This is a genomic window from Rhizobium sp. BE258 (genome assembly GCF_031457345.1).
In the GTDB taxonomy this organism is placed as follows: Bacteria; Pseudomonadota; Alphaproteobacteria; order Rhizobiales; family Rhizobiaceae; genus Rhizobium.
In genome coordinates, this window is record NZ_JAVDWL010000002.1 from 354,609 (window position 1) to 368,382 (window position 13,774).

The 13,774-nt window shown below is 60.8% G+C and carries 16 protein-coding genes; 9 read left to right on the plus strand and 7 right to left on the minus strand.

All coding sequences use genetic code 11. From position 1 onward, the window contains the following. Positions 1-128: 128 nt before the first annotated feature. From J2X43_RS06960 to chrA, 3 genes are all read right to left on the minus strand, one after another. Positions 129-1,112: a bifunctional riboflavin kinase/FAD synthetase gene (locus J2X43_RS06960; protein ID WP_310292511.1), complete on the minus strand. Its 984-nt coding sequence runs from the start codon at positions 1,110-1,112 to the stop codon at positions 129-131. A gap of 14 nt (positions 1,113-1,126) precedes the next feature. After that, positions 1,127-1,975: a TIGR01459 family HAD-type hydrolase gene (locus tag J2X43_RS06965; RefSeq protein WP_310292514.1), complete on the minus strand. Its 849-nt coding sequence runs from the start codon at positions 1,973-1,975 to the stop codon at positions 1,127-1,129. 99 nt (positions 1,976-2,074) lie between these two features. After that, positions 2,075-3,484 (minus strand): chromate efflux transporter, encoded by a 1,410-nt coding sequence (gene chrA, locus J2X43_RS06970; protein WP_310292517.1) that lies wholly within the window; start codon positions 3,482-3,484, stop codon positions 2,075-2,077. A 168-nt stretch (positions 3,485-3,652) separates the two neighbouring features. On the opposite strand from chrA, the gene groES reads away from it, so the two are divergent. The 3 genes from groES (at position 3,653) to J2X43_RS06985 (ending at position 6,750) form a co-directional block, all read left to right on the plus strand. After that, positions 3,653-3,949 carry a co-chaperone GroES gene (gene groES, locus J2X43_RS06975; protein ID WP_004675403.1) on the plus strand — a complete coding sequence of 99 codons (297 nt, stop codon included), beginning with the start codon at positions 3,653-3,655 and terminating at the stop codon, positions 3,947-3,949. Between the two features lie 56 nt (positions 3,950-4,005). Next, positions 4,006-5,646, plus strand: a complete 1,641-nt coding sequence (gene groL / locus J2X43_RS06980) for a chaperonin GroEL (protein WP_112390583.1) — start codon at positions 4,006-4,008, stop codon at positions 5,644-5,646. Between the two features lie 657 nt (positions 5,647-6,303). Continuing rightward, on the plus strand, positions 6,304-6,750 hold the full coding sequence (locus J2X43_RS06985; protein ID WP_112390584.1) for a hypothetical protein: 447 nt from the start codon (positions 6,304-6,306) through the stop codon (positions 6,748-6,750). A 57-nt stretch (positions 6,751-6,807) separates the two neighbouring features. Here the strand turns inward: J2X43_RS06985 and J2X43_RS06990 are convergent, their stop codons facing one another. Beyond that, a complete protein-coding gene (locus tag J2X43_RS06990) occupies positions 6,808-7,518 on the minus strand; it encodes a glutathione S-transferase C-terminal domain-containing protein (RefSeq protein WP_310292640.1) in 711 nt (236 codons plus the stop codon). A 197-nt stretch (positions 7,519-7,715) separates the two neighbouring features. On the opposite strand from J2X43_RS06990, the gene J2X43_RS06995 reads away from it, so the two are divergent. Next, positions 7,716-8,162: a DoxX family protein gene (locus J2X43_RS06995; protein ID WP_112390586.1), complete on the plus strand. Its 447-nt coding sequence runs from the start codon at positions 7,716-7,718 to the stop codon at positions 8,160-8,162. A gap of 79 nt (positions 8,163-8,241) precedes the next feature. On the opposite strand, the gene hisG is transcribed toward J2X43_RS06995, so the two are convergent. The 3 genes from hisG to hisS form a co-directional block, all read right to left on the minus strand. Continuing rightward, positions 8,242-8,937 (minus strand): ATP phosphoribosyltransferase, encoded by a 696-nt coding sequence (hisG, locus tag J2X43_RS07000; RefSeq protein ID WP_112390587.1) that lies wholly within the window; start codon positions 8,935-8,937, stop codon positions 8,242-8,244. Beyond that, positions 8,934-10,049 (minus strand): ATP phosphoribosyltransferase regulatory subunit, encoded by a 1,116-nt coding sequence (locus tag J2X43_RS07005; RefSeq protein ID WP_310292645.1) that lies wholly within the window; start codon positions 10,047-10,049, stop codon positions 8,934-8,936. The genes hisG and J2X43_RS07005 overlap by 4 nt, the downstream gene beginning before the upstream one ends. A 150-nt stretch (positions 10,050-10,199) precedes the next feature. Next, entirely contained in the window at positions 10,200-11,720 is a 1,521-nt protein-coding gene (gene hisS / locus J2X43_RS07010) for a histidine--tRNA ligase (protein WP_310292648.1), read from the minus strand. Positions 11,721-11,843: 123 nt separating this feature from the next. On the opposite strand from hisS, the gene J2X43_RS07015 reads away from it, so the two are divergent. The 5 genes from J2X43_RS07015 (at position 11,844) to J2X43_RS07035 (ending at position 13,714) form a co-directional block, all read left to right on the plus strand. Then, the gene (locus J2X43_RS07015) at positions 11,844-12,071 is read left to right on the plus strand and encodes a DUF6290 family protein (protein WP_310292650.1); all 228 of its coding nucleotides are present in this window, start codon (positions 11,844-11,846) and stop codon (positions 12,069-12,071) included. Then, positions 12,055-12,324, plus strand: coding sequence for a type II toxin-antitoxin system RelE/ParE family toxin (locus J2X43_RS07020; RefSeq protein ID WP_310292652.1), 270 nt, complete (start codon positions 12,055-12,057; stop codon positions 12,322-12,324). The genes J2X43_RS07015 and J2X43_RS07020 overlap by 17 nt, the downstream gene beginning before the upstream one ends. A 6-nt stretch (positions 12,325-12,330) precedes the next feature. Beyond that, the gene (locus J2X43_RS07025; RefSeq protein ID WP_310292655.1) at positions 12,331-13,092 is read left to right on the plus strand and encodes a hypothetical protein; all 762 of its coding nucleotides are present in this window, start codon (positions 12,331-12,333) and stop codon (positions 13,090-13,092) included. 66 nt (positions 13,093-13,158) lie between these two features. Then, entirely contained in the window at positions 13,159-13,422 is a 264-nt protein-coding gene (locus J2X43_RS07030) for a BrnT family toxin (protein ID WP_310292658.1), read from the plus strand. Continuing rightward, the gene (locus J2X43_RS07035) at positions 13,403-13,714 is read left to right on the plus strand and encodes a BrnA antitoxin family protein (RefSeq protein WP_310292659.1); all 312 of its coding nucleotides are present in this window, start codon (positions 13,403-13,405) and stop codon (positions 13,712-13,714) included. The genes J2X43_RS07030 and J2X43_RS07035 overlap by 20 nt, the downstream gene beginning before the upstream one ends. The last annotated feature ends 60 nt before the right edge of the window (positions 13,715-13,774 follow it).

A 13,774-nucleotide genomic window follows, 5' to 3' on the forward strand; every position in this document is an offset into this window, starting at 1 on the left:
CCTCATCCGGCCTTCGGCCACCTTCTCCCCGCTGGGGAGAAGGGAAGTGCGGCGTCGCGATTTCCCTTCTTCTCCCCAGCGGGGAGAAGATGCCGGCAGGCAGATGAGGGGGGCCACACGACAAAACGTCAGTTGGAGCAGAGCAGCCGGTCGAGTTCGCCGAGCGGCTGTACGCCTGAAAGCAGCGCCCTCGCCTCTTCCTCGTCGCGCTTGATCTGCGCGACGAGCGGGTCCAGCCCGTCGAATTTCAGCTCCGGCCGGAGATAGCCGAAAAACGAGACGGAACAGACCTGGCCGTACAGATCACCGCTGAAATCGAAGACGTAGGTTTCGAGCAGCGGCGCACCATTGTCCGTTACCGTCGGGCGGCGGCCGTAGCTGGCGACGGCGTCGTGGAGCGTGCCGTTCTGCAGGCGGAAGCGGACGGCGTAGATGCCGGAAGCAAGTTCGACTTCAGGCGGCAGCTGCATGTTGGCGGTCGGGAAGCCCAGCTGGCGGCCAAGCTTTTCGCCGCCGATGATCTCGGCCTCGACGGTGTAGTGATAGCCGAGCTGGGCCGCGGCCTCGCTGACTTCGCCATTCTTCAGCTGCGCCCGGATGCGGCTCGACGAGACGACGTCGGCATTCTCATCGCGGTAGGCGTCGATCAGCGTGACGCCGAAGCCGTATTTCTGGCCGGCATCCATCAGGAAGGCCGGACCGCCCTCGCGGCCCTTGCCAAAATGGAAATCGACGCCGGTGACGACTTCCGAGGCCCCCAGCCAATCCTTGAGGATGCCGTGGATGAAATCATCCGGCGAACGCTGCGAAAATTCGCGGCCGAAGGGGTATTCGATGACGGCGTTGAAGCCGAGAGCTTCGAGAATCCGGGCCTTCAATGGCGCCGGCGTGATGCGGAAGACCGGGCTCTCGGGGCGGAAGACGGTGCGCGGGTGCGGCTCGAAAGTCAGCACCAGGGCCGGAACGCCACGCGCCCGGGCAATCTCCAATGCCCGCGTTAAGACCGACTGATGGCCGCGATGCAGGCCATCGAAATTGCCGATGGCGATCACCCCGCCCTTCAGATGGGCTGGCAGCGGTTCACGGGTTTCATTGCGGTGAAAGACGGTCATCGGCGGGCTTCTTCTTATGCGAGGCGCGGCATCCACCACTTGGGCGCTGCCTTTTCACGCTCGAGATAGGCGTGCAGGATTGCCTCGTCCGTCTCGCCGTTCAGCGTGTATTCCTTGGCGTGGATGCCGCCGCTGATATAGAGAAGGTCGAGGCCGTAATCGAGAGCGCCGCGCACATCGGTCGGCATGCCATCGCCGATGGCGAGGATGCGGCTCTTCGGGAAGTCGCCGCGAAGCTCTTTCGCGGTTTCCAGCACGGCTTCATAGATCGGCGTATGCGGTTTGCCGGCAATGCGGGTGGCGCCGCCGAGCTGGTTGTAATAGGCGGCCATGGCGCCGGCGCAGGGGATCATCTTGTGGCCGCGCTCGACGACGAGATCCGGATTGGCGCAGATCATCGGCACGTTTCGAGACTGAAACTCCTTCAGCATTGCCGTATAGTCTTCCGGCACTTCCTTCTCGTCATCGAAGAAGCCGGTGCAGACGACGGATTCCGCTTCCGTCGCATCGACGCGCTCGACGCCGAGGCCTTCGATAATGGCAATGTCGCGCTCGGGGCCGAGCAGGAAGACCTTCTTCGGGCCTTCAGCGATCAGGCCGCGGGTGACGTCGCCGGACGTGATGATCCGGTCATAGGCGCCGTCCTGGATGCCGATATGGCGGAGCTGATCGACGACCAGAGGCGCGATACGCGGCGAATTGGTGATGAGAACGACCGTCAGGCCTTCGCCGCGGGCGGCTTCGAGGGCGGCAGCCGCCTTGGGGAAGGGATCGACGCCATTGTGCAGGACGCCCCAGACATCGCAGAACACCGCGTCATACTGGCTGGTGATCTCTGCAAAACTTCCGATGCGCTTGGCCATTCCGATATCCCATTTGCGTTCAGTCAGGCGTGACATTGCAAAGGCCCGGCGGGATGGCAAGGTTTTTTCGCCCCGGCAGCGCAAAAACAGCCGGGCGCGCTAGAGAAGCAACTCGACGCCGCGCACGGCCAGCCCGGCTGTAGCCGCGAAGCCGAGAATGCTAACGATGCCGAGCTTGAAGCGGAAAAGCATGATGCAGGCAGCCACCACGATCAGCGCCGCGGCAATATTCAAACTGCTCCAGACCGGCCAGGCGAGGCTGACGAGCGGCAGGCCGGTGGCGCGAGAGAGAAGCGCGATATTGCCGACATCGGCAAAGAGAACATGCAGGCCAAACCAGAGGGCTAGATTGAGGATGACGCCGACGACGGCAGCAGTGATCGCCGACAGGGCCGCCGACAATATGTTGTTCTGGCGGAGCTTCTCCACATAGGGCGCACCGGCGAAGATCCAGATGAAGCTCGGCACGAAGGTCGCCCAGGCGGCGAGGCTGGCGCCGATCACGCCGCCGAACAGCGGATCGATGCCGAGCGCATTGCGGAAACCGGCCATGAAGCCGACGAAACAAAGGACAAGCACCAGCGGACCCGGCGTCGTCTCGGCCAGCGCCAGACCGTCCAGCATTTCACCGGGGCGCAGCCACGCATAGTGTTCGACCGCCACCTGCGCGACATAAGAGAGCACGGCATAGGCGCCGCCGAAGGTGACGACCGCCATCTTGGAGAAGAAGACAAAGACGGCGGCGAAGACATTGGTCTCGCCGCTTAGCGCCTCGGCAATCAGATCCTGCGGACCATGAATCTCGCGGACGATCAGCAGCGGAAACTGCCAGACGATCACCCAGAAAGCGAGGATTAGGAACGGCCTGGCGATATGGCGGCTGGTGAGCCCTGACAGCATTCCCTTGGCGAGCTTCGAGGCCTCGGCTGGCGCCACGCCCTCTACCTTTCGCTTGCGGCGCTCGACGAGGAAGCCGGCAATGCCTGCGGCAAGGACCACGAGCGGGAATGGCAGATTGAGCAGGAAGAGCGCCACGAAAGAGGCGGCAGCCACATAATAGTGAAAGCGCGATTTCAGCGCCCGGCCGGCCACCCGCATCAGCGCCTCGATGACGACGGCGAGCACGGCCGCCTTGAGGCCGAAGAACAGAGCGAGCAGCCACTCGGCGTTCTGGAAATAGGCATAGAGACCGGAGAGGACCAGGATGACCAGAAAGCCCGGCAAGATGAAGAGAAGGCCGGCGACGATGCCGCCGCGCACGCCATGCATCAGCCAGCCGATATAGGTGGCAAGCTGCTGGGCCTCGGGACCCGGCAACAGCATGCAATAGTTCAAGGCATGCAGAAAACGGTCTTCGGAGATCCAGCGCTTTTCCTCGACCACGGTCTTGTGCATCAGGGCGATCTGCCCGGCAGGACCGCCGAAGCTCAGACAGCCGATACGCGCCCAGACGGCAAATGCCTCGGAAAAAGCGGGCCGTGGCAGGGGCTCGGCAACCACGTCAGACAAATCCCCTCACCTCTCCACAATTCCGGCGCAAAAATCCGTGAATGGTTTCCTTGACTCTTTCTGGAGCCATCCCTAAATGCACGTCGCTAGCACTCATCAATGGAGAGTGCTAACACTCATCCATGTGGACCCCGGTCCGCGAATGTCATTTGATCGAGGGATTAGACAATGGCAAGCACCAACTTCCGCCCCCTTCACGATCGCGTCGTTGTTCGCCGCGTTGAGTCCGAAGAAAAGACCAAGGGTGGCATCATCATCCCGGACACCGCCAAGGAAAAGCCGCAGGAAGGCGAAATCGTCGCCGTCGGTTCGGGCGCTCGTGACGAGTCCGGCAAGGTCGTCGCTCTCGACGTCAAGGCTGGCGACCGCGTTCTGTTCGGCAAGTGGTCGGGCACCGAAGTCAAGATCAACGGCGAAGACCTTCTGATCATGAAGGAAGCCGACATCATGGGCATCATCGGCTAATCAGCCGGTTATCCCGTTCAGATTATCGCTGACACCCCTTTTCAGGAGTTCTCAAAATGGCAGCTAAAGAAGTAAAGTTCGGCCGCTCTGCGCGCGAAAAGATGCTGCGCGGCGTCGACATCCTCGCTGACGCAGTGCAGGTCACCCTCGGTCCGAAGGGCCGTAACGTTGTTATCGACAAGTCCTTCGGCGCTCCGCGCATCACCAAGGACGGTGTTTCGGTCGCCAAGGAAATCGAACTCGAAGACAAGTTCGAAAACATGGGCGCCCAGATGGTCCGCGAAGTTGCTTCGAAGACCAACGACATCGCCGGCGACGGCACCACGACGGCAACCGTTCTGGCCCGCGCTATCGTTCGCGAAGGCGCAAAGGCTGTTGCAGCCGGCATGAACCCGATGGACCTGAAGCGCGGTATCGACCTCGCTGTTGCAGAAGTCGTCAAGGACCTGCAGGCGAAGGCCAAGAAGATCTCTACCTCGGCTGAAGTTGCCCAGGTCGGCACGATCTCCGCAAACGGCGACAAGCAGGTTGGCGAAGACATCGCTGAAGCCATGCAGAAGGTCGGCAACGAAGGTGTTATCACCGTCGAAGAAGCCAAGACCGCTGAAACCGAACTCGAAGTCGTCGAAGGCATGCAGTTCGACCGCGGCTACCTCAGCCCGTACTTCGTGACCAACCCGGAAAAGATGATCGCCGACCTCGACGACGCTTACATTCTCCTCCACGAGAAGAAGCTCTCGAACCTGCAGGCGATGCTCCCGGTTCTCGAAGCCGTCGTTCAGACCGGCAAGCCGCTCCTCATCATCGCTGAAGACGTCGAAGGCGAAGCTCTTGCTACGCTCGTCGTCAACAAGCTGCGTGGCGGCCTGAAGATCGCTGCCGTCAAGGCTCCTGGCTTCGGCGACCGCCGCAAGGCCATGCTGGAAGACATCGCTATCCTCACGGGCGGCACTGTCATCTCCGAAGACCTCGGCATCAAGCTCGAATCCGTAACGCTCGACATGCTCGGCCGTTCGAAGAAGGTTTCGATCTCCAAGGAAAACACCACGATCGTCGACGGCGCAGGCGCCAAGTCCGACATCGAAGGCCGCGTTGCGCAGATCAAGGCTCAGATCGAAGAAACCTCTTCCGATTATGACCGCGAAAAGCTGCAGGAACGCCTTGCCAAGCTCGCTGGCGGCGTTGCCGTCATCCGCGTTGGCGGCTCCACGGAAATCGAAGTCAAGGAAAAGAAGGACCGCATCGACGACGCTCTGAACGCGACGCGCGCTGCTGTTCAGGAAGGTATCGTCCCCGGCGGCGGTATCGCTCTGCTCCGTTCCTCGACGAAGATCACTGCCAAGGGCGTGAACGACGACCAGGAAGCTGGCGTCAACATCGTCCGCAAGGCTCTGCAGTCGCTGGTTCGCCAGATCGCTGAGAACGCTGGTGACGAAGCTTCGATCGTTGTCGGCAAGGTTCTCGACAAGAACGAAGACAACTACGGCTACAACGCCCAGACGTCTGAATATGGCGACATGATTGCCATGGGCATCGTCGACCCGGTCAAGGTTGTCCGTACGGCTCTGCAGAACGCAGCTTCGGTTGCTTCGCTGCTGATCACCACGGAAGCCATGATTGCCGAGCTGCCGAAGAAGGACGCTCCTGGTGGCATGCCTGGCGGCATGGGCGGCATGGGCGGCATGGACATGATGTAAGACCTTCGGGTCTGACATCTGAGCCAACCGGTTCAGTTACGGAAGGGCGGTCTTCGGGCCGCCCTTTTCATTTGACGGATAGCGATTCGGCCTTACCAATTTTTAGAGTCTCAACGACGGAACTGATAAAACGTTTAAGCGTCTATTCCGCACCGAAATCAGACTCTGAAGCTTTCGCGAGCCTTACCAAGCTGTGTTTTTTATCAGCAGCTGATATTTCTTAATGAAATTGGTTTCACTGCGATAATGTGAAAATTTTGCAAAGCGTAACCGTTTACATCTCGCGAAACGGGCAACTTTTTACTTTGATTTCTGCTACCTTTTATAGAAGCATGCAATATATCGCATCCTTCGCGTTGCGGATTACCCCCGAAAAAGCATTTGCCGCCTCTCAAAAACTGCCTATAAATCCGCGCTGCGAATTGCAGTGCATGACGATATTTTTCTGCCCGCCAGCGGAAGACCGTATTTTGCAAATGACACCGGCTGCAGAGCATTCCGCGCCAGAATTTTTGAGAAGAGCATGAAAGGGGTTCCGCACCGGCGGCGCCGCAATTCTGCTCACGGCCGGACATGATGACCGGTGCGCATGAAGATGTTTTCGTCACACCGCACGAGTGCGCTGCATTGAACTGCGCCCGACACGGGGAACCCCATTTGTTCAAGATCGCCAAAGCCAATGTTGCCGCCCCGCTCACGCCTGGCTCCTTTGATCTGACCCATCACAATCAGGAGATGCTGGCGCAGTTTTCCGTCTCCGAGGCCTGGAACGGTGACTTTTCGAGCGGCATCATCCGGCTCGGCGAATGGAGCTCGATGCTTCACGGTCTTGCCGGCCAGGAATGCGGCCTGCTGAGCCTTATGCGCTGTTATGACGTCAAGGACCGTGCCCATATCCTGGCGCTGTTCGAACAGGCTGCAACGCTCTCCTCGTCCTTCTGTTTCTCGACGACGATCGTCATGCCGAACGGCTTCCGCCAGCCGCTGTTCTGCATGGGCGAGTCCGCCGGACTTGAGGAGAAATACGCCGGCAGCATGGTCGGCGTCTTCATCTTCCCGCGCTTCAAGCTTGAAAACACCAGTCAGGCCGCCAGCCGCCAGTAAAGCGGCAAAGCCCTATGAAAAAGGCCGGTCTCGCGACCGGCCTTTTTGTTTGCGCTACTACTCCGGTTTCACCGGAATGTTGAGCCCCTTGGCGCTGGCCGGGCGGGCAATGCAGCGCTCCAGCCAGGCCCGAACGGCCGGGAATTTCGCATATTCCAGAACCTCGCCACCGCCATAGAACAGATCGGCGCCACGGATCCACGGGAACGTCGTGATATCGGCGATCGTGTATTCATCGCCCATGATCCACTGGCGGCCCTGCAGACGGCCTTCCAGGATGCCCAGCAGACGCTTGGCCTCGTCGCGATAGCGCTCCATCGGATAGGAATTGTTGGCGACCTTATCGGCCGCAAACTTGTAGAAGTGGCCGAACTGGCCAAGCATCGGGCCAAGGCCCGACATCTGGAAGAACACCCACTGAATGGTTTCGTAGCGGCCAGCCGCATCGGCGGGGATCAGCTTGCCGGTCTTCTCGGCGAGATAAAGCAGGATGGCGCCGGATTCGAAGATACCGATCGGCTTCCCGTCAGGACCGTTCGGATCGATGATCGCAGGGATACGGCCGTTCGGATTGAGGGAAACGAATTCCGGCGACTTCTGGTCGTTGTTAGCGAAGCCGACATAGTGCGGCTCGTAGGGCAGGCCGAGTTCTTCCAGTGCCACCGAAATCTTCACGCCGTTCGGCGTCTGCAGCGAATAAAGCTGGATGACATCGGGATTTTTTGCTGGCCAGCGCTTGGTGATCGGGAAGCTTGAAAGGTCTGCCATTGAAATCTCCATGGGGTTTGGACCCTGACCATAGACAGGCGGGCGGCGCCAAGACAAGCGGCGGGAGACGGATCATCGTTTCAAAATACTGAACGAACCGTCCCCTTTCGTTTATCTTTCCAGCTGCGACAAAATGCGCGACAAGTGGGTCAACGAGATCAGCCGATCTCACAGTGATTCAAACGGAGATTACTTCCATGTCGAATACGACCAACATCATCGTTCTCGTCGCCCGCATTCTTCTGTCCTTCATGTTCATCCTTGCCGGCTTCGGCAAGCTCACCGACCCGGCTGGCACCGCCGGCATGATCGCAGGTGCTGGCCTTCCGGCCTCCACCGCCCTCACCTATCTCGCAGGCCTCTTCGAACTCGTGACCGGCCTTGCCGTTCTCGTCGGCTTCCAGGTTCGCATCGTCGGCTGGCTGCTGGCTGCCTTTTGTATCTTCACGGCCGTCGTCTTCCACCTGCCTGCCGTCAACGTTCCTGATTTCCCGGCTGGCGCAAACGGCTGGATCAACGCTCTGAACCAGATCATGGTCATGAAGAACTTCACGCTCGCCGGCGCCTATATCCTGCTCGCCACCGTCGGCGCTGGCGCTTACTCGATCGATGCACGCCGCGGCGCATATCCGGTCGCTGCCTAAGCGAAATCGGCCTCCTAAGCATAAAGAAACCCGCCGTCGCGAGACGGCGGGTTTTCTCGTTTCCGAAATCCGGAAGAAATCAGAGTGCGCCGCGTACCGCCGCGACGATCTTTGCCACCGACGGCTCGGCCGCATGGCTTTCCTTGCGGGCGCGAACGAGGCAGGCCTCGGAGCGCAGGATGACGCCGTCATTGAGGACGCGCAGGTGGTTTGCTCGCAGCGTTGATCCGGTCGAGGTGATATCGACGATGACATCCGCCGAACCGGAGGCCGGTGCGCCCTCGGTCGCCCCCAGGCTCTCGACGATGCGATAAAGCTGGATGCCGTGCTGGCTGGAGAAGAACTGCTGCGTCAGCCGCCAGTACTTGGTGGCGATCGTCAGACGGCGGCCATGGCGGGCGCGGAACTCAGCCGCGACGTCGCCGAGATCGGCCATCGTATCGACATCGAGCCAGATCTCCGGGACCGCCACGACGACATCGGCATGCCCAAAGCCGAGCCGGGCGCAGAATTCGACGCGCTTATCGGTTTCGGCCAGACCCTCGCGCACCAGATCTTCTCCGGTGACGCCGAAATCGATCGAGCCGTTGCCAAGCTCGCGGGAGATTTCCGACGCCGACAGGAAGGCGACCTCGACATCATCCCAGCCTTCGACGCGGCCACGATAGGAGCGGTCGTTGCCGACGGCGGTGATTTTCATGCCTGCGCGCTCGAAAATGGCGGAGGCATCGTCCTTCATGCGGCCCTTGGAGGGCAGTGCGATGGTCACGGTCATGCGACGGCCCTTTCCGTTTCGATGCGATCGAGCCAGAGCGAGAAGCCAACGGCGGGGATGCGCTCCCGGGCGCCGAGGAAGTTCAACAGCTTGTCAAAGCGCCCGCCACCGGCAAGCACGGCCGACGAGCCTTCAACGCTGACCTCGAAGACGAGACCGGTGTAATAATCCAGCGGGCGGCCGAAGGCGGCGCGGTAATCCATCGACGAGAGATCGAGACCGGCATTGGCGAGTGCGGCCAAGCGGCTGTCGAAATGTGACAGTGCCGTGCCGATCTTCAGCCCAGCGGCATCGGCAAAGCCTGCAAGCGCCGAGGATGCATCGGCCAGCGGCACGTTCAGCGACAGGAATTCCTCCAGCACACGGAAGGCATCGTCATCGAGTCTCGTTTCCGACAGCACCAGCTTTTCCCTCAGGCGGCGGGCGATATCGGCAGGCGAGCGGCTGGCATTGGTCGAGTAACCGGTCGCTTCCATCGTCTGATCGATATGGGCAATCAGCGCCTTGTCGTCGCCGGCTGCCACGAGCCTGGCGATGTCGTCATCGAGGCCGGTGACGAATTGCGGGCTGACGAGGCTGGCCAGCAACGCCTCGATCTGCGTCATGTTGCCGAAAGCGTGGATCAGCCGCTTCTGCCAGCCGAGCGGCAGGCCGAGCGCCTGAACCACCGCCTCGAAGACGGCCTGGTCGCCCAGAACGGTCGAGACCGTCTTTCCCGGGATCAGCCGCTGCAGGATGGTGATGGCATCGCCGATGGCGCGCGCATCGGCACTCGCCGTATCGGTCTCCCCGAGATCCTCGATACCCGCCTGATAGAACTCGTTGCTGCCATCACGCCGCTGGCGGAAGACCTCGCCGAGATAGGAATAGCGCTTCGGCGTACCGGTCGCCGTTTCGATGTGGCGCAGGCAGACGGGAATGGTGAACTCCGGGCGCAGGCAGAGGCTGGCGCCGGTCTCGCTTTCCGTCATGAAAATACGGCGGCGCAGATCCTCGCCGGCGATATCCAGAAACGGCTCGGCCGGCTGGATGACCGGGGTGTCGATGCGCTCGGTCTTGCGGGCGGCGAACTCGGCGAGGAGATCGGTTGAGAAGTTGGGAAGATTGATCAAAGTCCCCTCCCCAACCCCTCCCCACAGGGGGAAGGGACTAACCCGCGGCACTCGCCGAGCGAGGCCAAAAATGTCTTAGGCGCGGCATTGCACAAGCCGGCGCCAACTGAAGCCCCTCCCCCTTGTGGGGAGGGGTTGGGGAGGGGAAAGTCACGCATTCGACGCCCGCTTCCGATCTTCCGCCTGCGCCGCCAGGATTTCCTTCACCTTGGCGACGAGATCGGCTTCCGGCACGGTTTCTTGCGCCACGCGCGCTTCGCGCCAGCTGGCATTGTCTTCGATCTCGCCGGAGAGGCGCTTGCCCTCGATCAGGTCCTTGATCTGCACCACACCGGTGGCGCGCTCGTCGCCGCCCTGGATGATGGCGACGGGGCAGCCGCGGCGATCGGCATATTTCAGCTGGTTGCCGAACTTCTTCCAGTTGCCCTGATACATCTCGGCGCGGATACCGGCAGCGCGCAGCTCCTGGGTGATCCGCTGGTAGCGGCCCATGGCACCGACATCGCCATCCATGACAGTGACGAGAACCGGTTCGATAACCTCGCTCTGGCCGAGCTTGCCGAGGTTCTTCAACGCCGTCATCAGGCGCGACACGCCGATCGAGAAGCCGGTTGCGGGAACCGGCTGGCCCATGAAGCGCGAGACGAGGCCATCATAACGGCCACCGCCACCGACGGAGCCGAAGACGACCTTTTCGCCCTTCTCGTTGGTGACGTCGAAGAGCAACTCGGCTTCGTAGACCGGGCCAGTGTAATATTCGAGGCCGCGGACGACGGAGGGGTCGATCTTGATGCGGGTGCTGTCGTAACCGGCGCTGGTGACGAGGCTGCCGATGAAATTGAGTTCCTCGACGCCTTCCCCACCATTCGAGGTCCCGGCAACGAGTTCTGCAAGCTGGGCAGCACTTTCGGCATAGTCCTTGATGCCAACGAAGAAGAGCACCTTGTCGATCTGGTTCTGGTCGAGACCGGCGCCCTTGGTGAAGTCGCCGGACTCATCCTTGCGGCCGGGGCCAAGCAGGAGGGCGACACCTTCAGGACCGAACTTGTCGAGCTTGTCGATGGCGCGCAGCACGTTCAGGCGCTGGGCGGCCTTGTCGTCACCACCGAGCCCGATGGCTTCGAGAACACCGTCGAGAACCTTGCGGTTATTGACGCGGATCCCGTATTCGCCGCGCTTGATGCCGAGGGCTTCCATCGTATCGGCCATCATCATGCACATTTCGGCATCGGCCTGGACGCCGGGCGCGCCGACCGTATCGGCATCGAACTGCATGAACTGGCGGAAGCGGCCGGGACCGGGCTTCTCGTTGCGGAAGACGTAGCCGGCGCGATAGGTGCGGTAGGGAAGCTGGATATCGTTGAAATTCTCGGCGACATGACGGGCGAGCGGCGCCGTCAGATCGTAACGCAGGCTCATCCACTGCTCGTCGTCGTCTTGAAGCGAGAAGACGCCCTCGTTCGGTCGGTCGGCATCCGGCAGGAACTTGCCGAGCGCATCGGTATATTCGAACAGCGGCGTTTCGACAGGATCGAAACCATAATGCTCATAGACTTCGCGGATCTTCGCGGTCATTTCGTTGACGGCGCGAATATCGGCAGCCGAGCGGTCAACGAAGCCGCGCGGCAGGCGGGCCTTGAGCTTTTGCGGTTTCTTCTTGGTGTCGTTCATTTCAGGGGATTTCCACAGTGTGACAGTGGCGGTTTCCTAGCGGATTGGGCGGGGAGCGGCAAGGGCGAAGGGTGGCGAAGCCACTGGCGAACTGTTATATATTGGCCGATTGAGGATCGTTCGATGAACAAGCGCGTCACCATTGAAATGCCGGATGAAATTCATCGGCTGATCGCCGAGCACGCCGCCAAGGCCGGCGCGGCGACGGATGCCTATGTTCTCGAAGTGATCGAGCAGCATCTCGAAGACCTTCACGACATTGCCGCAGCGGATGCGGCGATGGATCGTATCGAACGCGGTGAAGAGGAAATCGTCAGCGCTGAGGAGTTCTGGCGTGGCATGGACGATTGAATATCTGCGCGCCACGCAGAAGAGCCTCAAAAAATTCAGCAAACAAGACCGGGACCGTATCCGCGCGTTTCTTGACGTGAGGCTTGCTGCACTCGACGACCCGCGCCAGCTGGGCGCAGCCCTTCAGGGCGACAAGCTCCGGCAATATTGGCGCTATCGCGTCGGCGACTTTCGCATTATCTGCGATATCCAGGACAACCGGCTCGTCATCCTGGTGATCGAGATCGGTCATCGCCGCCAAATCTATCGTTAGACCTTCATGATACTCGAAGCCCTTTTCTATCTCGCAACGGTGCCGGTGACGGCAAAGCCGCACCGCAAGTTTATCCGCTATTCCGTCAACCTCTGGTCCCGCGCGAGGCGCTGCAGCGGCCAATGGGCGGAGCATGAGGAAAAGAGCCGGGCGGCGATGCTGGCGGCAGCATCCGGCCTCCGCCAGAAGCGCACGGCAGTCGTGCTCGGCTCCGGCCTGCTGCGCGACGTGCCGATCGAGGTGCTTGCGAAGACCTTCGATACCGTGGTGCTTGTCGATCTGGTTCACCTTGCCTCCGTCCGTTTCTGGCTGAAGGCGAAAGGGTACCGGAATGTCCGCCTGATCGAGCGCGATCTTTCGGGCTATGAGGCGTTGCAGACGGCGGGCCATGCCGAGCCGCTTGGCTTTCTGCGCGGCGTGCCCTACCTGGACTTGGTGATTTCGGCGAACCTGCTGTCGCAGATCGGCCGCGGCGTGAAGCGGCGCTTCGAGGCGGAGGACGACGGCGCCATGCCAGAGGACACCGTCCAGCGGCTGATCGCGGCGCATATCGATGGATTGAAAGCGCTTCCCTGCGCCACCTGTCTGGTGACCGATATTTCCTATGCGGTGAATGACCGGACCGGAAAGACGCATGAGACGGCCGATCTGCTGCAGGGCGTTCAGCCGCCAGCGGAGACCAAGGCATCCTGGGCCTGGCCGGTGGCCCCGCTCGGCGAGGAGAGCAGCGACTACCAGATCGTTCATCAGGTGATTGCCGTCTATTGAGATGCAGATTATTCTGGTTGCAATCCAGGATTTATTGTATCACTTTTAATATCGGATATCATTGCGGTGAGGATCGTTTGGGATGAGCCGAAGCGGCTTGCAAATCTCGACAAGCACGGATTGGATTTTGCCGATCTCGATCTAGCATTTTTCCTGTCCGCCGTTCTGCAACCCGCCCGCGGCCGGCGCGTGATGGCGATCGGACGGTTTGCGGACGGGACCATCGTGGTGATCTTCGCGAGACTGGGTATCGAAGCAATCTCGGTGATTTCGATGCGCTCGGCCAAGGCAACGGAAAGGCGGCTCCTCAATGACAACAAAGAAAATTGAATTGCAGTCCGAGTTCAAGGAAGGGCGCGGGTATAGCAAGGCCGATTGGGACGACGTTAGCGACAATCCCGAATGGACCGAGGAAGACTTCAAGAATGCGCGGCCGTTCGCGGAAGTGTTTCCTGAGCTTGCCGAGAGCATTCGCCGGGCGCGCGGCCGGCCGGTGATGGAGAAGCCGAAGCGGCAGATTTCGCTGCGACTCGATCCCGATGTCATCGATGCCTTCAAGGCCACCGGCAAGGGTTGGCAGGGGCGGATCAACGACGTGTTGCGCAAGGCCGCAAAGCTCTGAGCCGCCTCTTGGCGAAGCAGGCGCCCTCGCCTATCTTCAACTCATGCGTCTCGTTTCGAT

What these genes read in the sequence shown, in the direction of transcription:
- J2X43_RS06960 (WP_310292511.1), bottom strand. Translation starts at nt 1,112, where the DNA reads ATGACCGTCTTTCACCGCAATGAAACCCGTGAACCGCTGCCAGCCCAT.
- J2X43_RS06965 (WP_310292514.1), bottom strand. Translation starts at nt 1,975, where the DNA reads ATGGCCAAGCGCATCGGAAGTTTTGCAGAGATCACCAGCCAGTATGAC.
- groES (WP_004675403.1), top strand. Translation starts at nt 3,653, where the DNA reads ATGGCAAGCACCAACTTCCGCCCCCTTCACGATCGCGTCGTTGTTCGC.
- groL (WP_112390583.1), top strand. Translation starts at nt 4,006, where the DNA reads ATGGCAGCTAAAGAAGTAAAGTTCGGCCGCTCTGCGCGCGAAAAGATG.
- J2X43_RS06990 (WP_310292640.1), bottom strand. Translation starts at nt 7,518, where the DNA reads ATGGCAGACCTTTCAAGCTTCCCGATCACCAAGCGCTGGCCAGCAAAA.
- J2X43_RS06995 (WP_112390586.1), top strand. Translation starts at nt 7,716, where the DNA reads ATGTCGAATACGACCAACATCATCGTTCTCGTCGCCCGCATTCTTCTG.
- hisG (WP_112390587.1), bottom strand. Translation starts at nt 8,937, where the DNA reads ATGACCGTGACCATCGCACTGCCCTCCAAGGGCCGCATGAAGGACGAT.
- hisS (WP_310292648.1), bottom strand. Translation starts at nt 11,720, where the DNA reads ATGAACGACACCAAGAAGAAACCGCAAAAGCTCAAGGCCCGCCTGCCG.
- J2X43_RS07015 (WP_310292650.1), top strand. Translation starts at nt 11,844, where the DNA reads ATGAACAAGCGCGTCACCATTGAAATGCCGGATGAAATTCATCGGCTG.
- J2X43_RS07025 (WP_310292655.1), top strand. Translation starts at nt 12,331, where the DNA reads ATGATACTCGAAGCCCTTTTCTATCTCGCAACGGTGCCGGTGACGGCA.
- J2X43_RS07035 (WP_310292659.1), top strand. Translation starts at nt 13,403, where the DNA reads ATGACAACAAAGAAAATTGAATTGCAGTCCGAGTTCAAGGAAGGGCGC.